This is a genomic window from Stenotrophomonas sp. JAG2 (assembly GCF_041080745.1).
Taxonomy (GTDB): domain Bacteria; phylum Pseudomonadota; class Gammaproteobacteria; order Xanthomonadales; family Xanthomonadaceae; genus Stenotrophomonas; species Stenotrophomonas maltophilia_AA.
On the sequence record NZ_JBEUMH010000023.1, the window covers coordinates 1 to 17,818 of the forward strand.

The 17,818-nt window shown below is 67.2% G+C and carries 22 protein-coding genes and 1 pseudogene; 8 read left to right on the forward strand and 15 right to left on the reverse strand.

Annotated features, from left to right (window positions below):
- Both minC and AB9O74_RS18330 read right to left on the reverse strand, forming a co-directional pair.
- A pseudogene (minC, locus tag AB9O74_RS18325) lies at positions 1-398 on the reverse strand (septum site-determining protein MinC); the annotation flags it as partial.
- A gap of 15 nt (positions 399-413) precedes the next feature.
- Positions 414-1,010 (reverse strand): GNAT family N-acetyltransferase, encoded by a 597-nt coding sequence (locus tag AB9O74_RS18330; protein ID WP_179459506.1) that lies wholly within the window; start codon positions 1,008-1,010, stop codon positions 414-416.
- 138 nt (positions 1,011-1,148) lie between these two features.
- On the opposite strand from AB9O74_RS18330, the gene AB9O74_RS18335 reads away from it, so the two are divergent.
- From AB9O74_RS18335 to AB9O74_RS18355, 5 genes are all read left to right on the forward strand, one after another.
- On the forward strand, positions 1,149-2,345 hold the full coding sequence (locus AB9O74_RS18335; protein WP_179459505.1) for a sensor histidine kinase: 1,197 nt from the start codon (positions 1,149-1,151) through the stop codon (positions 2,343-2,345).
- Positions 2,345-2,986: a response regulator transcription factor gene (locus tag AB9O74_RS18340; RefSeq protein WP_019184539.1), complete on the forward strand. Its 642-nt coding sequence runs from the start codon at positions 2,345-2,347 to the stop codon at positions 2,984-2,986. Before AB9O74_RS18335 ends, AB9O74_RS18340 begins: the two co-directional genes overlap by 1 nt.
- Positions 2,987-3,298: 312 nt before the next feature.
- Entirely contained in the window at positions 3,299-4,378 is a 1,080-nt protein-coding gene (locus AB9O74_RS18345; RefSeq protein WP_346479856.1) for an SRPBCC family protein, read from the forward strand.
- Between the two features lie 103 nt (positions 4,379-4,481).
- Complete coding sequence (locus AB9O74_RS18350) at positions 4,482-4,853, forward strand: DUF423 domain-containing protein (protein ID WP_088432118.1); 372 nt, start codon at positions 4,482-4,484, stop codon at positions 4,851-4,853.
- Position 4,854: 1 nt separating this feature from the next.
- Entirely contained in the window at positions 4,855-5,529 is a 675-nt protein-coding gene (locus AB9O74_RS18355; RefSeq protein WP_179459503.1) for a DNA-3-methyladenine glycosylase, read from the forward strand.
- A 12-nt stretch (positions 5,530-5,541) separates the two neighbouring features.
- On the opposite strand, the gene AB9O74_RS18360 is transcribed toward AB9O74_RS18355, so the two are convergent.
- The 5 genes from AB9O74_RS18360 to AB9O74_RS18380 are packed head-to-tail and all read right to left on the reverse strand — an operon-like array spanning position 5,542 to position 8,190.
- Positions 5,542-6,351, reverse strand: a complete 810-nt coding sequence (locus AB9O74_RS18360; RefSeq protein WP_369350155.1) for a M15 family metallopeptidase — start codon at positions 6,349-6,351, stop codon at positions 5,542-5,544.
- A 9-nt stretch (positions 6,352-6,360) separates the two neighbouring features.
- Positions 6,361-6,903: a PH domain-containing protein gene (locus AB9O74_RS18365; protein WP_369350156.1), complete on the reverse strand. Its 543-nt coding sequence runs from the start codon at positions 6,901-6,903 to the stop codon at positions 6,361-6,363.
- Position 6,904: 1 nt separating this feature from the next.
- Entirely contained in the window at positions 6,905-7,093 is a 189-nt protein-coding gene (locus AB9O74_RS18370; RefSeq protein ID WP_176990071.1) for a DUF4177 domain-containing protein, read from the reverse strand.
- On the reverse strand, positions 7,090-7,269 hold the full coding sequence (locus tag AB9O74_RS18375) for an Arc family DNA binding domain-containing protein (RefSeq protein WP_176990070.1): 180 nt from the start codon (positions 7,267-7,269) through the stop codon (positions 7,090-7,092). The genes AB9O74_RS18370 and AB9O74_RS18375 overlap by 4 nt, the downstream gene beginning before the upstream one ends.
- Before the next feature lie 51 nt (positions 7,270-7,320).
- On the reverse strand, positions 7,321-8,190 hold the full coding sequence (locus AB9O74_RS18380) for an SPFH domain-containing protein (RefSeq protein WP_346490472.1): 870 nt from the start codon (positions 8,188-8,190) through the stop codon (positions 7,321-7,323).
- 131 nt (positions 8,191-8,321) lie between these two features.
- Between AB9O74_RS18380 and purT the strand changes: the two genes are divergently transcribed.
- A complete protein-coding gene (purT, locus tag AB9O74_RS18385; RefSeq protein ID WP_346490473.1) occupies positions 8,322-9,512 on the forward strand; it encodes a formate-dependent phosphoribosylglycinamide formyltransferase in 1,191 nt (396 codons plus the stop codon).
- A 36-nt stretch (positions 9,513-9,548) separates the two neighbouring features.
- Here purT and AB9O74_RS18390 read toward each other — a convergent pair whose 3' ends face one another.
- The 3 genes from AB9O74_RS18390 to AB9O74_RS18400 form a co-directional block, all read right to left on the reverse strand.
- Complete coding sequence (locus AB9O74_RS18390) at positions 9,549-9,767, reverse strand: hypothetical protein (protein WP_346490474.1); 219 nt, start codon at positions 9,765-9,767, stop codon at positions 9,549-9,551.
- 182 nt (positions 9,768-9,949) lie between these two features.
- Positions 9,950-11,155 carry an endonuclease/exonuclease/phosphatase family protein gene (locus AB9O74_RS18395; RefSeq protein ID WP_176990067.1) on the reverse strand — a complete coding sequence of 402 codons (1,206 nt, stop codon included), beginning with the start codon at positions 11,153-11,155 and terminating at the stop codon, positions 9,950-9,952.
- A gap of 37 nt (positions 11,156-11,192) precedes the next feature.
- Positions 11,193-11,948 (reverse strand): arginyltransferase, encoded by a 756-nt coding sequence (locus AB9O74_RS18400; protein ID WP_176990066.1) that lies wholly within the window; start codon positions 11,946-11,948, stop codon positions 11,193-11,195.
- A 154-nt stretch (positions 11,949-12,102) separates the two neighbouring features.
- Between AB9O74_RS18400 and AB9O74_RS18405 the strand changes: the two genes are divergently transcribed.
- The gene (locus AB9O74_RS18405; protein ID WP_176990065.1) at positions 12,103-12,708 is read left to right on the forward strand and encodes an EF-hand domain-containing protein; all 606 of its coding nucleotides are present in this window, start codon (positions 12,103-12,105) and stop codon (positions 12,706-12,708) included.
- Between the two features lie 56 nt (positions 12,709-12,764).
- Here AB9O74_RS18405 and AB9O74_RS18410 read toward each other — a convergent pair whose 3' ends face one another.
- The 4 genes from AB9O74_RS18410 to AB9O74_RS18425 form a co-directional block, all read right to left on the reverse strand.
- Complete coding sequence (locus tag AB9O74_RS18410; RefSeq protein WP_369350157.1) at positions 12,765-13,970, reverse strand: RNA polymerase sigma factor; 1,206 nt, start codon at positions 13,968-13,970, stop codon at positions 12,765-12,767.
- Positions 13,971-14,100: 130 nt separating this feature from the next.
- Positions 14,101-14,610: a DUF2007 domain-containing protein gene (locus AB9O74_RS18415; RefSeq protein ID WP_369350158.1), complete on the reverse strand. Its 510-nt coding sequence runs from the start codon at positions 14,608-14,610 to the stop codon at positions 14,101-14,103.
- Between the two features lies 1 nt (position 14,611).
- A complete protein-coding gene (gene tesB / locus AB9O74_RS18420; protein WP_176990062.1) occupies positions 14,612-15,520 on the reverse strand; it encodes an acyl-CoA thioesterase II in 909 nt (302 codons plus the stop codon).
- Between the two features lie 196 nt (positions 15,521-15,716).
- Entirely contained in the window at positions 15,717-16,496 is a 780-nt protein-coding gene (locus AB9O74_RS18425) for an enoyl-CoA hydratase/isomerase family protein (protein WP_369350159.1), read from the reverse strand.
- Positions 16,497-16,530: 34 nt separating this feature from the next.
- Between AB9O74_RS18425 and AB9O74_RS18430 the strand changes: the two genes are divergently transcribed.
- Positions 16,531-16,977: a copper chaperone PCu(A)C gene (locus AB9O74_RS18430; RefSeq protein WP_369350160.1), complete on the forward strand. Its 447-nt coding sequence runs from the start codon at positions 16,531-16,533 to the stop codon at positions 16,975-16,977.
- Positions 16,978-17,003: 26 nt separating this feature from the next.
- Here the strand turns inward: AB9O74_RS18430 and AB9O74_RS18435 are convergent, their stop codons facing one another.
- Positions 17,004-17,729, reverse strand: coding sequence for a hypothetical protein (locus tag AB9O74_RS18435; RefSeq protein WP_038689696.1), 726 nt, complete (start codon positions 17,727-17,729; stop codon positions 17,004-17,006).
- Between the last annotated feature and the right edge of the window lie 89 nt (positions 17,730-17,818).

Genomic DNA, 17,818 nt, shown 5'->3' on the forward strand with positions numbered 1-17,818 from the left:
GCGCGGCGCGGCGGCTCGGCCACCGGCGCAGGCGCCCGGGCAGGCGCGGCGGCCGGCTCGGCCTCGGCGCGTTCGTACTGGGCGCGGAACTTGGCCAGCAGCGGCAGGCCGAGCTGCTGGGAGAGCAGGTCGGTTTCGGTGGTGCCGTAGGCCAGCGCGACCGGCAGCACGCCGGCCTTGCGCAGGCCATCCAGCAGCGCCTTGGCGGTGGCCACGTCGGGCATCCTGCTGAGCCCGCCGAAATCCAGGATGACCGCGGCCCGCCCGAACAGCTTCGGGGCACGCGCGACGCGTTCCTGCATTTCACGGGTGAGGCGTTCGACGTCGAGGGTGCGGATACGCAGGTTGGCGATGCCGACCTGGCCGATCTTCAGTTCACCGGCCTGTTCAAAATCCATGTTCGCCGCCACCGATCAGGTCCCCGTCTGCTGCTGGACGCGCAGCGGCTCGCGGCGATGGCCCACCCAGGGCACATCCGGCAACTGGTCGCCGTAGGTGTCGTGCACCCACTGGTAACTGCACAGGTCCTTGAGCAGCATGCTGGCGCGCACATCGACGTGGGCCATGTTGTTCTGGCCGACCTCGCGGAAGCCGAAGCTGCCGTGGAAGAGCAGGGCGGCATCGGCACCGTGGTCCAGGAAGACCTCGCAGGTCAGCTGCGGGTAGCGCAGCTCGGCGTAGCTCTGTGCATCGGCATAGAACGCACGGCCGACGCCACCGCCGCGACGGCGGCTGGCGACCACGATGCGGTCGATATAGAAGAATTTGCTGCCCAGCTGCTGCTTGAACCAGGCGAAGTTGCTGCTGTCGTGCTGGCTGTCGCTGCCGAAGCCGATCAGGAAACCGGCCAGGTTGCCGTCGCGCTCGGCGACGCGGAAATACTCAGCGCTTTCATAGAACAGACGCAGGCGGGCGGCATCCAACGGCAGGATGGCCAGGCCGGCATTGTTGTTCAGGGCCAGGACGGAATCGAGCTCGTGCTCGCGCACGTCGCGGATGACAATCGACATTGTGACTCCGTGGGGTAACGCGGTTGGCCCATCGAGGGGCCCTCGGTCCGATTATTGCATGGGTGGCTTCCCCCCGCGAGCCGACAGGCATGACTTCTGTGGGAGTGCAGGGGAACAGGTTCAGCCTACTATGCGTCCATGTTGGGATACCTCAGCCACACCCGAGTACTGCGACTGGCCGGCCTGTTCACCTGGGTCATGGTCGGACTCCCTCTGGTTTATTCACAGTACGAAGCACTGCTGCGCCGCGGCGGTGGCGTCGATGCCTGGGCGCTGTGGCTGTTCGCCGCCTACCTGGCTTTCGGCGCCGGCTACTTCTGGCTGACCCGCGGGCTGCGCAACGGCGGCCACTCGCGCTGGTACGACCGGGTGATGCTGGTGCTGCTCACCACCTCGGCGCTGGGTGTGAGCTACCTGAGCGGCTCGGGCCTGGGCAGCATCCTGATGATGGTCGCCGCCGGCGTCATCCCGTGGATGCTGCCGGTGCGCGGCGGCGTGATCTGGCTGCTGCTCAGCCAGCTGGCGGTGCTGCCGGTCTACTACCTGATCCTGAACTTCTCGCTGTTCGAGGCGGTGATGCAGTCGCTGCTGTATGGCGGATTCTCCATGTTCATCTTCGTGACCAGCCTGGTCGCGCGCCAGCAGACCGATGCCCGGGAAGAGCAGCGGCGGCTCAACACGGAGCTGCGCGCCACCCGCGTGCTGCTGGCCGAGAGCGCCCGGGTCAACGAACGCACGCGCATCTCGCGCGAGCTGCACGACCTGCTGGGCCACCACCTGACCGCCCTCAGCCTGAATCTGGAAGTGGCCGGCCACATCACCGAGGGCCAGGCCCAGGAGCACGTGCATCAAGCCCACACCCTGGCCAAGCTGCTGCTGACCGATGTGCGCGAGGCGGTCAGCCAGCTGCGCGACAGCGGGGCGATCGACCTGGCCGCCGCCCTGCGGCCGCTGACCGAGCAGGTGCCCTCGCTGGAAATCCACCTGGACATCGACGAGCCGCTGAGCGTGGAAGACCCCGAGCGCGCCCACGTGCTGCTGCGCTGCACCCAGGAAATCATCACCAATGCGGTGCGCCATGCCGGCGCGCGCAACCTGTGGATCAAGGTCCGGCGCGAGCCGCCGGGCGTCGTGGTGCTGGAAGCGCATGATGACGGGGTGGGCGCCGACGGGATCGTGGTCGGCAACGGGTTGCGCGGGATGCGCGAGCGCCTGCAACAATGCGGTGGTGAGCTGCAGATCGAAACCCGCCGGGGACAGGGCTTCCGCCTTCGTGCCTCGGTGCCCGGCGTGCCAGTATTGATGCTGACCGCTGTCATTGAAGGAGTGCGTTGATGATTCGCGTCTGCCTGGTCGACGACCAAACCCTGGTGCGGCAGGGAATCCGCTCGCTGCTGGCGCTGGATGACGGCATCGAGGTGGTCGCCGAGGCCGCCGATGGCCGCCAGGCAGTCGAGGTGGTTCCGCAGGTCCGCCCGGACGTGGTGCTGATGGACATGCGCATGCCGGTCATGTCCGGCCTGGAAGCGCTGCAGATGCTGTCGCGGCTGAACCAGCTGCCGCCGACCATCATCCTGACCACCTTCGATGACGACCAGCTGGTGCTGGCCGGGCTCAAGGCCGGCGCCAAGGGCTACCTCCTCAAGGATGTGACCCTGGACCAGCTGGTGGGCGCGATCCGGACCGTGGCCGACGGCGGCTCGCTGGTGCAGCCGGCGGTCACCCAGCGCCTGCTGTCGGGCCTGGAGCACATGCGCAACGAGTTCGTGAGCCTGGACCGGCCGGATCCGTTGACCGACCGTGAGACCGAGATCCTGCGGCTGATGGCCAGCGGCTTCTCGAACAAGGAGATCGCCAATTCACTGGGCGTGGCCGAGGGCACCATCAAGAACCACGTGTCCAACATCCTCTCCAAGCTGGGCGTGCGCGACCGTACCCGGGCGGTGCTCAAGGCCTTCGAGCTGCAGCTGGTCTGAGCCTGGCGGGCCGGCGGAGACCTTCGGGTGGCCGCCGCTGCCGGGTATTTTCTGAAATCCGTGAAACCCTTGCAGCGCAAGCGATGCAGGGGTGTTTTCGAGCCCAGCGGCCGAATCCGGCAAAGAAATATTCTCCATCCGCTACGTGCTGACACGCGCGATGCGTTATCTTTCCGCTCCTTGTCTATGCAAAACCGCTGCCGACATGGAAACCGGTGTGCCAACCCTGATCAACAACACCGGCGAAGCCTGCTAGGATTGGCGCTTCGCTTCAATCAACCCGGCCGTGGGATCGGCCCCGGAGACTCCTGAATGACCCGTATTATCGAGTTCCTGATCGCCTTGGGGATCGTGGCTGGCCTGTTCGTCATCATTGGCGTATGTCTGCCGGGCGAGCGCCATATTTCCGAAAGCATCGAGACCAACCGCAAGATGACGATCGTGTTCGACACGGTCAACAGCCTGCGCCGCTTCAAGGACTGGAACCCGCTCTTGCTGCGCGATCCCGCCGTTGAACTGAAGCACTCCGGCCCGGCTGCCGGCGTCGGCGCACGCCTGGACTACACCTCCAAGGAAGGTTCCTTGGGCCAGGGTAGCTGGGTGATCACCGAGTCCGAGCAGAACAAGCACGTTGCGATCGCCATCGAAGACGAGAGCAAGGGTCACGACAAGGTGACCAACTTCACCCTGGAGCCGACCGGCAAGGGTGGCCGCAACGTCAAGATCACGCAGGACTACAGCGTCAAGTACGGTTTCAACCTGTTCGGTCGTTACGCGGGCCTGTACGTCAGCCGTCACGCCGGTGACGACCTGAAGCTGGGTCTGTCGCGCATGGCCAACATGCTGGCCACCGTGCCGAACGTGGACTACCGCACCGCCGAAGCCCCGCTGACCGATCTGGCCATCGTGGACGTCCCGGCCGAGGACCTGCTGGTCGTCACCGCCGGCAACGTGGATCGCGGCCAGGAGACCATCACCAAGTCCATCAAGGACAACCAGGAGTGGATCAAGCGCGTCATGGAGGCCAACAACCTCGAAGCCGCCGGTCCGTTCCGCATCATCACCACCGATTTCGGCGCCGAGAAGTACGCCTTCGACGTGGCCCAGCCGGTCAAGAAGAAGGGTGCTGAAGGCGCGACTGCCGAAGCCCTGACGGTGAAGATCGACGGTGGTGCACCGGTCAAGTACGTGCATGTTGCTCCGCACCGTTCGGCCCACGCGGCCTACACCGGCCACATGGCCGGCCTGGACATCGCCCGCAACGCCCTGCGTGCGTGGTCGGTGACCGGCGGCAACGAAGTGATCGACCGTCCGTACGAGTCCTGGAAGGACGGCGTGGAAAAGTCGTTCACTCCGGAAGGCACGTACGACATCTACTGGGCCGTCAAGTAATCCGACGGTTGCCGTGATGTAACGCACGACCTGAAACGCGCCGCTTCCTGCGGCGCGTTTTTTTTTGGCTCCGGCAGCGGGGCACTGTCTGAAGGACGCAAGCATGCTCAACCTGGAACGACGCACGCGCAAACCCTCCCTGCTGGCCGGCCTGGGCGGCCTGCTGGCAGCCACCGCGGTCGGCCTGTCCGCTTACGCCTCGCATGGCATCGCCGACCCACAGGCGCAGTCGCATGTGACCACCGCGGCGCTGTATGCGTTCGGGCATGGCGTGGCGCTGGCGGTGCTTGGTCCCACCCAGCAGAACACCCTGGGCCGGCTGGCCTTGTATGTCCTGCTGATCGGCACGTTGCTGTTCTCCGGCAGCCTGGTGGCTGGCGCACTGTGGAAGCTCAGCACCCAGCTGGCGCCGGTCGGTGGCACCGCCCTGATGGTGGGCTGGCTGGCCTACGGCCTGAATGCCCTGAGGCGCTGACATGCCCCGTTACCGCCGCGGCTTCGATGTCGATGAAGCCCACGACTGGCTGAGCCGGCGCGACCGCCGGCTGGGCACGTGGATGAAGCGGCTCGGCCCGATCCAGGCACAGCCGGGCTGGGCGAAGAGCTTCGACCCGGTCGATGCGCTGGCGCGGGCGATCCTGTTCCAGCAGCTCAGTGGGAAGGCCGCCTCGACCATCGTGGGGCGGGTGGAAACCGCGATCGGGAGCAGCCGGCTGCATGCCGATACGCTGTCGCGCATCGACGATCCGGGGCTGCGGGTGTGCGGTGTCTCGGGCAACAAGGCGCTGGCGCTGCGCGACCTCGCGCGGCGCGAGGCGGCCGGCGAAATCCCCGACCTGCGCCGGATGTCGGTGATGGACCACGACGCGATCATCGACGCCCTGGTGCCGATCCGCGGCATCGGCCGCTGGACGGTGGAAATGATGTTGATGTTCCGGCTCGGCCGCCCGGACATCCTGCCGGTCGACGACCTGGGGGTCCGCAAGGGCGCGCAGCGCGTGGACAAGGCCGAGCGGATGCCGAGCCCCAAGGAGCTGCTTGCCCGCGGCGAGAAGTGGGGTCCGTTCCGGACCTACGCCAGCCTGTACCTGTGGCGGATCGCCGATTTCACCGTGGATCCGAAGGCGACGACCAACCGCTCGCAGGACTGAAGCAGGACGGAGTCACTGGCGGGGCCGCCGCCAGCACCAGTGCCACGGTTCGTAGACGATGCCGTGCGGGTTGTCGCGCGGGTAGCTCAGCTGGAACCCGAAGCGCTCTGCATGCTCGCCCAGCCAGGCGAAGGCCGCCGTGGATTCGAACGATTCTTCGGCCGGCGGTTCGCCCGGCGTGCCGATATCCAGCGCGTAACCGCTGTGGTGCTCGCTGTAGCCCGGTGCGGCATTGACCTTCAGGATGTCCTCCACGCCCAGCCCGCGGTCGCGTTTGCGCGCGAAGATGCCGAGCTGGTAATCGTGGCTGCGGTAGCCGGAGATCGCATCCAGGGCGATGCCATCGGCGGCGGCCTGCTGGCGCAGGCGTTGCCAGCCTCGAGCAGCGTCGCGGTGCAGCCACAGGGGGCGACGGTAGCGGTCGAAACCGGCCAGGTGCAGCTGGGTCGGTTCGGCTTCCAGCGCCAGACCGGTCGCGGCTTCGTAGGCATCGGCATCAATCCCGAGGGTCTCGAGGCGATCCTGCAGCCCGCTCAGGGGCAGCACCGCGTCGGGCGCGCTGCCGCGGCGGCGATCCAGCAGCTGGCGGTCCAGTGCATCCAGCGCCGCTTCGATCCCCGGCTCGCGCATCAGGCGTGGCACCAGGGGCAGGACGCCGTGCGAAGTGGCGACGGCGAGGTAGCGGCCATCGCGCTTGCGCCGCAGCACCCACTGCGCACGGGCCAGGGCGCGCGCGTCGGCGGAGCTGCGCGCACGCAGCAGGCCGCCGGGCCAGAGTTCGATCTCGGCGGTGTTGATCAGCAGAGCAGGGGATCTACGCATGCCACCAGCTTAGTGCGCGCCCGGCGGTCCGGCCAGCGCCTGCAGCGCCTCCAGCAGCGCGCGTGGACGCTCCGGGCTGATCACCAGGGCGCTGCCATCGCGCAACGGCAGGTACAGCACCCGGCTGCTGTCGGTGATCAGGCAGAACGCCTTGCTGCGGTCCGCCATCCGGTAATGCCCGGACTGGAAGCCGGGCACGCCGTAGCCGTTGGTCTTGATCGAGGGCTTGTAACGGCCATGCTCGGCGAGATCGACGATGCGCGCCTCGTCCAGCCGCATGTCACGGACCGGCACGCGCTTGCGGTAGAAGGTCGACTGCACCTCCAGCGTGTCCTCGTGCAGCACGATGCGGCGGCGGGTGTACGCCCAGGTCAGCGCGGCCGCCAGCACCGCCAGGAATGGCAGGGTGATGAACAGTTCGGTGTGTGAGCGCTCCGGCGCATCCAGCGCGGTGCCCACCATCAGGCCGGCGACGAGCAGCAGCGGAACCCACAGCCACAGCAGCCGCCAGGGCGGTGCCGGGGCAACCTCGAAGGGGTGAGGTGCACTCACGTCATGCCTCCTTCTTGAAGATCAGCACCGACGTCGTGAAGGGAGGTGCCGACACCAGGCTGATCGCGTTGACCAGCTCCCAGCCCAGCTGGCCCTGCTTGGTCAGTTCATCCTGGATCTGCTCGGCTTTGACGATCCCCATCAGGTTGGGCTTCACTTCAACGGTGAGATAGCTCCAGCGCCTGCTCATGACTTGCTCTCCTTGTCGGTGGTGGGTTTGGGAAGGCGTCCGGCCTTGCGCAGTGCATCACGCAGCACGTATTCGATCTGCGCATTGAGGCTGCGCAGCTCGTCGTCGGCCCAGCGCTGCGCCGCCGCCAGAACATCGGCATTGATACGCAGCGGGTACGCTTTCTTTTCGGTCATGCGGGGTCCTTTATCAACAGCGCGTGCCGTCCCCTCGGCGTCGCGGGTGCATCAATACAGCGAGCCGGCGTTGACCACCGGCTGGGTGCCACGGTCCGAACACAGTACGGTCAACAGGTTGCTGACCATGTGCGCCTTGCGCTCCTCATCGAGCTGGACCACGCCGTTCTTCTGCAGTTCGGCCAGGGCCATCTCAACCATGCCGACCGCACCAGCGACGATACGCGTGCGTGCGGCGATGACGGCGTTGGCCTGCTGGCGCTGCAGCATCGCCTGGGCAATTTCCGGGGCATACGCGAGGTGGCTGATGCGCGCATCGATCACCTGCACGCCGGCATCGGCCAGGCGCTCGGCCAGCTCGTCCTTGAGGTGCTGCGAGATCTCGGCCGCATGGCTGCGCAGCGACAGCTGGCCTTCCTCGTGCTGGTCGTAGGGGTAGCTGGTGGCCATCGCGCGCAGCGCCGATTCGGACTGGATGTGCACGAAGCTCTCGTAATCGTCCACGTTGTAGACGGCCTCGGACGCATCCACCACCTGCCACACGATCACTGCGGCGATCTCGATCGGACTGCCATCGAGTTCGTTGACCTTGAGCTTCCCGCTTTCGAAGTTGCGCACGCGCTGGCTCACCTTGACCTTGGTGAAGAACGGGTTGTTCCAGCGCAGGCCGTTCTCCTTCACGGTGCCGACGTACTTGCCGAACAGGCTGACGACCACGGCCTGGTTGGGCTGCACGGTGTACAGGCCGACCAGGCTGAGCAGGGCAGTGGTGGCCAGCACCAGGCTGCCGACGATCAGTGCCGGATTGCGGTTGCCGCGCTCCACACCCACCACGAACATCCACACGGCCACGGCGGTCAGGGCCAGGACCAGCAGCAGGAAGGGCAGGCCGGACAGCGAGCGGATCGACTTCTCTTTCATGGCGGGGCGTCCTTGGGTGATTGAGTTGAAGATATCAAATTGATATCAACCTGCAAGTGCCCGGCCGGTCGGCCATGGGGCCGCCGCAGCGGCTAGAATGCCCTCCCGCCCCTGTTGCCCGGAACACCGCCATGTCCACGCTCGGTACGCCGCTGTCTCCTTCCGCCACCCGTGTGCTGCTGCTGGGATCCGGCGAACTCGGCAAGGAAGTCGCCATCGAGCTGCAGCGCCTGGGGGTGGAGGTGATCGCTGCCGACCGCTACGCCAACGCACCGGCGATGCAGGTGGCCCACCGGTCGCACGTGATCGACATGCTCGACGCGATGGCGCTGCGCGCGTTGATCGCGCTGGAGAAGCCGCACCTGGTGGTGCCAGAGATCGAGGCGATCCATACCGAAACGCTGGTCCAGCTGGAACAGGAGCAGGGCCTGCGGGTGGTGCCGACCGCGCGTGCGGCACGCCTGACCATGGACCGCGAGGGTATCCGCCGGCTTGCCGCCGAGACCCTGGGCCTGCCGACCTCGCCCTACCGCTTCGTCGATACCGACGCCGAGTACCGTGCAGCCGTGGCGGCGATCGGGCTGCCGTGCGTGGTCAAGCCGGTGATGTCCTCCTCGGGCAAAGGCCAGAGCACGTTGCGCCAGGACGCGGACATCGCGCCCGCCTGGGAATACGCGCAGACCGGTGGCCGTGCGGGCGCCGGGCGCTGCATCGTCGAGGGCTTCATCGATTTCGAGTACGAAATCACCCTGCTGACCGTTCGCCACGCGGGCGGGACGTCGTTCTGTGCGCCGATCGGGCATTGGCAGAAGGACGGGGATTACCGCGAGAGCTGGCAGCCGCAGCCGATGTCGCCGCGTGCGCTGGCGCGGGCGGAAGAGATTTCGCAGGCGATCACCGACGAGCTCGGCGGCTGGGGCCTGTTCGGGGTCGAGTTGTTCGTGAAGGGCGACGAGGTGTGGTTCAGCGAGGTGTCGCCGCGTCCGCACGACACGGGCCTGGTGACGTTGGCATCGCAGGAGTTGAGTGAGTTCGCGCTGCATGCGCGGGCGATTCTGGGGTTGCCGATCCCGGTGATCCGCCAGAGCGGTCCGTCGGCGTCGTGCGCGATGCTGGCGCATGGCGAGGGCGTGCCGTTCTTCAGCAATGTGGCCGAAGCATTGGTGCATCCGGATTCGGCGCTGCGGCTGTTCGGCAAGCCGAGCGTGCACGGGCATCGCCGTGTGGGCGTGACGCTGGCGCGTGGCGCGGATATCGACGAGGCGCGGAAGATTGCGCGTGAGGCTGCTGAGGCTATCGGGATCGAGTTGCGGTCGTCGTGAGCGTGCGGCGCATCGCTGAGTAAGCGGAAGATCGCCTCAGCGTTGCGCCCAGGGCAGGACGGTGACGTGGATGAAGGCGATCGGCGCCAGAACCGAGCCATACAACCACCACGTCCCGAATTTTTCTCCGTACCCCTTGTACCAGGCCACACACGCAGGAAGCAGGCCGATCATCGGAAACGCAATGACATGCAGGGCGATTCCAGGCCAGCCGATCATGAACACGGCGAGCAGCGCGGATACAGCGAGAATCATGACGAGGTTTCGATGCACCCGAGCGCTTCCTGCGGCAATGATGGTGTCCGCATTCTGTCATCAAGCGCGGCCTCCCTGCCAACTGGATGGCAATGCATCATGCCCTGCACACCTTGATGTAGAGCATTAAAAAAACGGCGAGCCCTTGGCTCGCCGTTTTTCCGTTCAGAACGAAGCAGGCGTTACTTCACGTCCACCCACACCAGATGGTGGTCGCTGCCGTCGGCAATCTTGGCTTCCGGGCTGTCATTGGACGGCCAGAACACGCCGCTGCCGATGTAGCTGAAGCCGACCGAGGGCAGGACGTAGTCCAGGCGCATGGTGCCGGATTTGGGGCCGAAGTCGCCGGTGGCGTGGAAGGGGGCGCCTTTGCGGACGATGCCCTTCTCGGCATAGGCCAGGCTGGTCTGCTCGGCGCCGACGCTGCGCGGGGTGGGGTAGCGCAGGACGCGGGCGTTCTCGATGAGTTCGACGATGGCCTCATGGCGGCCGTCGCCGTCGACCGGGTCGTTGTTGAGGTCGCCGAGGATGACGAAGCGTGCGTCCTGCGGAAGGCCGCCGCAGTGGCCACGGTCATCGCACAGCCACGACGTGTCACGGTCCTTGAGGTAGTCCTGCCAGAGGCGCAGTTCGTCGTGGTTGCGGGCGGCGTTGCGCTTTTCCGGACCGTCGAAGACCGGCGGGGTCGGGTGCGAGACCAGGGCGTGCACGGTGCCGTTCGGGGTGTTCACCGGAACATCCCAATGCGATTTGGACGACAGGCGCAGCTGGGACCAGACGTGGTCGTTGTAGAAGGATTTCCCGGTACGCGGGTCGATCGGGCGCAGGGCGCCGGGCATCGCGCTCCACTTCAGCAGCTGGAAGCTGCGGACCTTGGCGTCATCGATCGGGTAGCGCGACAGCACCAGCATGCCGTACTGGCCCGGGTGCAGGCCGTAGCCCCAGGCATCGTTGCCACGGGCGCGGCCTTCGCCGCCGATCTCGCCGTTGTTGTCCAGGTCCAGGCCGCTCTGCACGCCGGTGTTGACCGGGGCGAGGTAGCGGTAGGCGTAGTGCAGCGGCTCGCCGCCGCCCGGCTGGGCGGATTCCAGGTAGCGCTTCTGGAACAGGTCGGCGGCGCGATGGGCGTCGTCGTAATCGAACTCGTTGAGCAGCACCAGATCCGGGCGGACCTGCTGCAGGACGGCGGCGATCTTGCGCGCGTGTTCGCTGTCGCCTTCGAGCTCGGCGATCAGGCCGCCGGTCTCGTCGCTGTACAGGGAGGTGTTGTAGGTGGCGATCCGCAGCGGTGCGGAAGCGGGATCCGGCATGGCGGCGGTCTTGGCAGGGGTCTGTGCGCAGGCGCCGCAGAGCAGGGCCAGGGCAAGGATCAGGGGATGGGCTTTCATCCGCCTATTCTGCACCCGTCGCGGTGTCAGTGATGCGTCAGCGGCCGTCCGATTCGTCGTCGAACACGTGCCAGCGGCGACCGTCATAGGCCTCCAGCGGGCGGAACCGGCGCTTGTAGTCCATCTTGCGGTGGCCGCGGATCCAGTAGCCCAGGTAGAGGTGCGGCAGGTGCTCGCGCTGGGCCCAGGCGATCTGCTGCAGGATCGCGAAGGTGCCCAGGCCGCGATGGGCCTGGTCCGGATCGAAGAAGGTATAGACCGCCGAGAGCCCCTGCGGGGTCACGTCGGTCACGGCGACCCCGAGCAGCGGACCGCGATGGCCATCCTCGGCCGGCCCACGGATTTCGATGAAACGGCCCTGCGACCAGCGCCCGATCAGGAACTGGTCGAACTCGTGCGGGCCGTGCTCGTCCATGCCGCCCTGCGCGTGGCGGTGGGTGAGGTAGCGGTGGTACAGCGCGAACTGCTCTTCGGTCTGCTCGGCCGCGACGATCCGCACTTCCAGATCGGCATTGCGGGCCAGACAGCGGCGCTGGCTGCGGTCCGGTGCGAAGCGGGCCACGGGGATGCGCACGGCCACGCAGGCGTGGCAGTCGGCGCAGTGCGGGCGGTAGACCAGATCGCCGGAGCGGCGGAAGCCCCAGCCGAGCGCCATCGGGTACAGCGTGCCCAGGCGCGGATCGTTGGGATCGAGCACCAGATCGCGCGCGGCCCGTTCCGGCCAGTAGCCACAGGGGTGGTCGCCGGTCTGGAACAGTCGCAGCTCGTCGTCGCGGTCGCCGTGTATTGCCATGCCCACAGCATAGCCCCGTGCCGTCGCAGCCGCCGCGACTGTCTGCCAAATGAACACGGCCGGCCGGGCTGTCAACGGTGCTGGCGCCCACGCGTTGTTACCGGTGTGGGTGCCACGCACCGCACACAGTTTCCCTCACGAACCGGAGTTACCCATGCGCAACCGCACATCCCTCCTGCTGCTGGCCCTGCTGCTGTCCACCGGTGCTGCCGGCCTGGCGGTCGCTGCCGATACCCCCGCCGCCGGCGACAAGCCCGCCCGCGCCAAGCTGGATACCAACGGTGATGGCTTCATCGACCGCACCGAAGCGGCGAAGGCGCCGCGTCTGGCCGCGCAGTTCGACACGCTGGACGCCAACAAGGACGGCAAGCTCTCCCGCGAGGAACTGCCGCGCTGGCACGGCAAGCGCCACGGGCGTGGCCCGGGCGGTCATGGCGACTGGATGGCCAAGCTGGACACCAACAAGGATGGCCGCATCAGCCGTGAGGAAGCCAAGGCCGATCCTCGCCTTGCCGCGCGCTTCGATGCGATGGACGTCAACAAGGATGGCTACCTGGACAAGGCCGATCGCGAGCTGCGCATGAAGCAGCATCGCGATGCCTGGTTCGCCGCGGCCGACACCAACAAGGATGGCCAGCTGAGCAAGGCCGAGTTCGATGCGGCCAAGGGCCCGTTCGGTGGCCCGCGTGGCGATCACCGCGATGGCAAGCACCGCGACGGCAAGCCGCCGATGCCGCCGAAGGCACCGGCCGCGAAATAAGCGGTACGAAGGTGTTGCACGAGAAAGCGCCGGTCATCGACCGGCGCTTTTCTGTTTCAGAGCCGTCCGTTCTTGTACATCGCCCAGACGATGGTGCCGACCACGAACAGGTTCATCACCCACAGCGCCTTGCGGCCGTACAGCGACTCGTATTTCCAGTTCGGGCCGGTGCGTCCATGGCGCGCCGCATCGCGCGCGATCATCGGGGCCATGATCCGCTGCAGCGGAACGAGACACTGATAGTTGATCATGGACAGGCCGATCGCCAGCGCCACCACGGGCCAGTACCAGGCCAGCGGCAGGAAGCTCAAGGCGAACACGGCCACGCAGGTCAACATCGCGGTGAAGGTGCTGTAGTGCACGAACCCGCGGATGGCGGTTCGCTCGTCCTCGTTCTCGGCGTACGAGAGCAGGTAACGACCCCCCAGATAGCTGCCCAGTACGCCCCCGACCACGCTGCCGGCGATCGCGCCCCACGCGAAATCCGGCGGCAGCACATGACTCTGGCTGGCCGCTGCACTCAACGAGCCCAGAGCGGCACCGCCGGAAACACTGGCACCGCCCAGCCCGAGCTTGCTGGTACCCAGCCCGGTGCCGAGCAGGATCGCGGCACTGGCCGTGCCGGGCGCGGCGACCAGCACCATCGAGACCACCGTCGTGGCGAACGCAGCGCTCGGTGCGCTGCTGCGCGCGAACTCGCTGAACCGGCGCATCATTTCTTCGCGCACGGTGGCGCGAGCGCGAGACAGTCGCTTGCGCACGGCGGCGTCACTGAGGCCGAGCAGGTCGGCGACCTGCTGTGAGCTCTGGCCTTCGCGGTAATACAGCAGCAGCGTCTCGCGGCTGTCTTCGGGCAGCGCCGAGATGATCTCTTCCGCCGCCACTTCCTCTTCCACCCGCTGCAGGTGCTCCGGGGCGCTCGGGCTGGGGTCGGCGGCCATGTTGATGGCGATCTCGGCGGCCTCGCCGGACAGCGGCCGGCCGCGGTTGGCGCGCAGCCAGTCACGGGCGAGGTTGCGGGTGATCTGGCGCAGCCACGGCAGGAAGCTGGCATGGCTGTGCAGCTGGTTGAGCTGCTGCCAGGCCTTGATGAAGGCTTCCTGCGCGATGTCCTCGCTGGCGTGCACGTCGCGGGTGATCGCCAGCGCGATCGCGGTGACCGTGTTCTGGCAGGCCAGCACGATGCGCCCGTAGGATTGCTGGCAGCCGCCCGCGGCGGCGGGCAGTTCGCGTTCGAGCGTAGTGGTCAGCGGATGCGTCATGGCACGTTCCCCGGCGGTGATCCGAGTATGACGATGCCTCGACCGGAATGTGACCGGGTAGTGCCGGCCGTTGGCCGGCTCTGCAGGATTCCAACCGCACGAGGAGCCGGCCAGCGGCCGGCACTACCCGTTATTCAGTCGGCTGGATCCGGACCCGCACTTCCTCTTCTTCCGGCGGGGTGGCCGCCGGTGCGGTCGGCGACGCGGCCGGCTGTGCCGCCGGTACCGGCGCTGGCACCACGGCGGGGGCGCCGCGGTGGCGCATGACCACCACCATCGCCACGGCAGCGATCACCAGCAGCAGGCCGATGCGGATGCGCCAGGCCCAGTTGCGCGGTGCGTCGTTCTGGGCGACCTCATCGCGGAACGCGAACTGCGCGGTCGGGTGATCGCGGCGGGTGGTTTCCAGCAGGCGCGCATCACGCAGGATCTCACGGGCGCGCGGCTGGTCGTCGGCATGCACCACCCACAGGGTCGGATGGGTGGTGGCCTTTTCCTTGTCCAGATAGCTGAACTGGCTGCCGCGCTTGCTGTGGTACGAGCGCCCGTTGGTGATGCGCACTTCGATGCCGGCGTCGCGCAGCAGCTGGGCCACGCCTTCGACGGTCTCCACGCGCTGGCTGTTGAAGATCTGTCTCATGTCAGTCCTTGGCCGGTACGGCGGCGGCCGCGGCACTGTCGTCGACCACGCGGATCAGGCCTTCCTGCGCCGTGCTGGCGACCAGGATGCCGTTGCGGGTGAAGAACTGGCCACGCGCCAGGCCGCGCGAATCCTGCGCGCTGGGGCTGTCCAGCGAATACAGCAGCCAGTCGTCGGCGCGGAACGGGCGGTGGAACCAGATCGCATGGTCCAGTGAGGCCATCTGCACGTGCGGTTGGTAGTAGCTGATGCCGTGCGGGAAGGTCGCGGTGCCGAGCAGATGGAAATCCGACGCGTAGGCGAGCAGGGCCTGATGCAGCTCGGGGGCATCGCCGACGGTCTCGTTCAGGCGCAGCCACACCTGGTGGTACGGCGGGCGCTTGGGCGGATGGAGTTCGTCGCGCGGGTAGACATGGCGGAACTCGAACGGGCCGCCCCGCGAGAGCCAGCGCTGCACCTTGATCGGCAGGCGATCAAGCACCGCCTGCGGCAACGGCTGGTTCGGCTCGATGTCTTCCGGCTGCGGCACTTCCGGCATTTTGTGCTGGTGCTCGGCGCCGGTCTCGGCCTGCTGGAACGAGGCCGCGCAGAAGAAGATCACCTTGCCGTGCTGGATCGCGGTGACCCGGCGCACGGAGAAGCTGCCGCCATCGCGGGTACGGTCCACGTCATAGACGATGGGATGGTCGATGTTGCCGGCGCGCAGGAAGTAGGCGTGCAGCGAATGCACGTGACGGCCGTTCTCGACCGTCTTCTGGGCGGCGGACAGCGCCTGGCCCAGCACCTGGCCGCCAAAGACGTACTTGGTGCCGATATCGCGGCTCTGGCCGCGGAATAGATTGTCTTCCAGGCGTTCGAGCGAGAGCAGGTCGATCAGCTCGGAAACGACGGGTTCGTGCGTGGCGGACAAGGGCGGCAACCGGCAGGGGGCGAACCGGAATTATAGGGTAGTGCCGGCCAAGAGCTGGGAATGCCGGGGCGCGTCTGGAGGGAAAGCCCCCTGAGTCAGGGGGCTGCCGCGAAGCGGCGGGGGTGTGGGGGTCGGTAAGAGGGGCCCGCGGTTTGCACAGCGAGCCGCGGGGCGGCAGCGCGCATGCGGGGACGCTTTACCCCTTGCCCAGCCGGGCGACCAGCCCGTGCAGCGCCTGCTGGGCGTCCGGGGCGTACCAGGCGTCCACGAAGCGGTCCAGCTGGATGAGGTCGGCGTGCAGCGCCTCATGCAGGTCGGCGCGGGCGATGGCGCGGGTCAGCAGCATCGGTTGGCGCGGCAGCTTCAGCAGGCTCTGCAGCCAGGCCACGGCGCGGGCGACGACCAGGTCCGCATCGACCACCTCATCGACCAGCCCGATCTGCAGTGCACGCTCGGCCGGCACCATCTCGCCGCCGACCAGCAGGGTGGTGGCCCGATGGTGGCCGACCACGCGGCGCATCAGGCGCTGGATGCCTTCCGGCGCGACCAGCCCGACCTGCACTTCGTTCAGGCCGATCACCGTGGGATGGGCGGCATCGGGGCTGCGCGCGATGATCCGGTAGTCGCAGCACAGCGCCAGCACGCAGCCGCCGGCCGGGGCGTGCCCGGTCATGGCCGCCACCACCGGCACGCGGCATTCGGCCAGGGTGCGCACGGCGCCGAAGAAGGCCTGCCAGCTGTCCAGCAGCTTGTGCTTGTCATCGCCATGGCCGAGCAGGTGCGGCACGTCCATGCCGGCACTGAAGATGCGCTCGCTCCCGGACAGCACGATGCCGTGCACGTCCTCGGACATGGCCTGGTTGATCGCCTGGATCAGGTGCCGGCACAGCTCGGTGTCCAACGCATTGACCGGCGGGCGCGCCAGCCGCAGTTCGCGGATGGGGCCATGGTTGATCACCTCGATGAGCGTCGTCATGCTGCAGTCTCGTTGCGGACAGGGAACGAAGCCGATGATAACCAAACCATTCGTGTGCGTATTGTTGGGACTGTGTGCGATCGCAGCATCTGCGCCGACAGTGGCCGCAGAACCTTCCTGTGTGTCACTGCGCGACGGCTGGGTGCGGTTGCCGCCGGCCGGGATGCCGATGGCTGCCGGTTACGGGCAGATCCGCAACGACTGCCGCGAGGCGGTCGTGGTGATCGCCGCGGGCAGCAAGGCGTTCGGCGATGTGTCCCTGCATGAAACCACGCTGGTCGACGGGGTCAGCCGGATGCGCGCGGTGGAGCGATTGCCGATCGCGGCCGGTGCGACCGTCGAGCTGAAGCCGGGGAGCTTGCACCTGATGCTCATGCAGCCGGAGGTGCCGCTGAAGGAGGGGGCACAGCTGCCGCTGCGGCTGAGCCTGGAAGACGGGCGCAAGGTGGATGGACAGCTGCAGGTGCGCGGCGCGCGTTGAGCGCGTGTTGGCCGACAGGCGCGCGCTCAGCTCCAGTCGTAGGAGAACAACACGGTGCGACTGTCCGGTTCGTACAGCATCACGATGGCATCGGCACCCGCGGCGCACCAGTTGTAACCGGCTACCTCGGCGACCGCGAAGAACGGTTTGCCATCGCGGGTGATGCGCACGTTCTCGGCATCGTCAGGTCGGTCGCGGTCATACATCGCCGGATCCAGTGCGATCTCGAATGCCGGCGGGATCTCGGCGGTTTCGGTCCAGTTGCCGCCGGAAATCTGCCCGCCGAGCCTGTCCAGATACGCCTGTTCGCCCGGCTCGCCATCGCCATAGCGCATGTAGCTGGCCAGGGAGCCGTGGGTCTGGAAATAGGCGTGTGCCTTGGCGTGACTGTCGCGCATCTCGGCGATGTGCTCGACCGCGTCGCTGTCCTGCTCCTGGTCGCCGACGAAGTAGCCCGCGTTGCCAAGGAAGCGCATGCGGTTGTCGGTGGTCAGTTCGAATGCGATCCAGTTGGTCCCGGTGAACGCGTTGTGGTGCTCTTCGGTGTCTTCGCCGATGCAGCCTTCATACGGCTCTATCGGGCACAGCATCGTGGCCACGGTGCCGGCCAGTTCCGGACGCAGGATGCCCAGGTCGATGCCGATCAGCGGCAGCAGGTGTTGGGCCAGCCACGGTTGTTCCTGGGAAAAAACGTCGGCGGGGAACGGCGTCATTCCGGGAAGCAGTGTGCGGATGTCGGTCTGGTGGAACATGGCATTCCTTTGAACGAATGGCGGTAATGCCGGCCGCTGGCCGGCATCCATGCACATCCTTCCGGCGTCATGGGGGTGCCGGCCAGCGG

What these genes read in the sequence shown, in the direction of transcription:
- AB9O74_RS18330 (WP_179459506.1), bottom strand. Translation starts at nt 1,010, where the DNA reads ATGTCGATTGTCATCCGCGACGTGCGCGAGCACGAGCTCGATTCCGTC.
- AB9O74_RS18335 (WP_179459505.1), top strand. Translation starts at nt 1,149, where the DNA reads ATGTTGGGATACCTCAGCCACACCCGAGTACTGCGACTGGCCGGCCTG.
- AB9O74_RS18340 (WP_019184539.1), top strand. Translation starts at nt 2,345, where the DNA reads ATGATTCGCGTCTGCCTGGTCGACGACCAAACCCTGGTGCGGCAGGGA.
- AB9O74_RS18345 (WP_346479856.1), top strand. Translation starts at nt 3,299, where the DNA reads ATGACCCGTATTATCGAGTTCCTGATCGCCTTGGGGATCGTGGCTGGC.
- AB9O74_RS18350 (WP_088432118.1), top strand. Translation starts at nt 4,482, where the DNA reads ATGCTCAACCTGGAACGACGCACGCGCAAACCCTCCCTGCTGGCCGGC.
- AB9O74_RS18355 (WP_179459503.1), top strand. Translation starts at nt 4,855, where the DNA reads ATGCCCCGTTACCGCCGCGGCTTCGATGTCGATGAAGCCCACGACTGG.
- AB9O74_RS18360 (WP_369350155.1), bottom strand. Translation starts at nt 6,351, where the DNA reads ATGCGTAGATCCCCTGCTCTGCTGATCAACACCGCCGAGATCGAACTC.
- AB9O74_RS18370 (WP_176990071.1), bottom strand. Translation starts at nt 7,093, where the DNA reads ATGAGCAGGCGCTGGAGCTATCTCACCGTTGAAGTGAAGCCCAACCTG.
- AB9O74_RS18375 (WP_176990070.1), bottom strand. Translation starts at nt 7,269, where the DNA reads ATGACCGAAAAGAAAGCGTACCCGCTGCGTATCAATGCCGATGTTCTG.
- AB9O74_RS18380 (WP_346490472.1), bottom strand. Translation starts at nt 8,190, where the DNA reads ATGAAAGAGAAGTCGATCCGCTCGCTGTCCGGCCTGCCCTTCCTGCTG.
- purT (WP_346490473.1), top strand. Translation starts at nt 8,322, where the DNA reads ATGTCCACGCTCGGTACGCCGCTGTCTCCTTCCGCCACCCGTGTGCTG.
- AB9O74_RS18390 (WP_346490474.1), bottom strand. Translation starts at nt 9,767, where the DNA reads ATGATTCTCGCTGTATCCGCGCTGCTCGCCGTGTTCATGATCGGCTGG.
- AB9O74_RS18395 (WP_176990067.1), bottom strand. Translation starts at nt 11,155, where the DNA reads ATGAAAGCCCATCCCCTGATCCTTGCCCTGGCCCTGCTCTGCGGCGCC.
- AB9O74_RS18400 (WP_176990066.1), bottom strand. Translation starts at nt 11,948, where the DNA reads ATGGCAATACACGGCGACCGCGACGACGAGCTGCGACTGTTCCAGACC.
- AB9O74_RS18405 (WP_176990065.1), top strand. Translation starts at nt 12,103, where the DNA reads ATGCGCAACCGCACATCCCTCCTGCTGCTGGCCCTGCTGCTGTCCACC.
- AB9O74_RS18410 (WP_369350157.1), bottom strand. Translation starts at nt 13,970, where the DNA reads ATGACGCATCCGCTGACCACTACGCTCGAACGCGAACTGCCCGCCGCC.
- AB9O74_RS18415 (WP_369350158.1), bottom strand. Translation starts at nt 14,610, where the DNA reads ATGAGACAGATCTTCAACAGCCAGCGCGTGGAGACCGTCGAAGGCGTG.
- AB9O74_RS18425 (WP_369350159.1), bottom strand. Translation starts at nt 16,496, where the DNA reads ATGACGACGCTCATCGAGGTGATCAACCATGGCCCCATCCGCGAACTG.
- AB9O74_RS18430 (WP_369350160.1), top strand. Translation starts at nt 16,531, where the DNA reads ATGATAACCAAACCATTCGTGTGCGTATTGTTGGGACTGTGTGCGATC.
- AB9O74_RS18435 (WP_038689696.1), bottom strand. Translation starts at nt 17,729, where the DNA reads ATGTTCCACCAGACCGACATCCGCACACTGCTTCCCGGAATGACGCCG.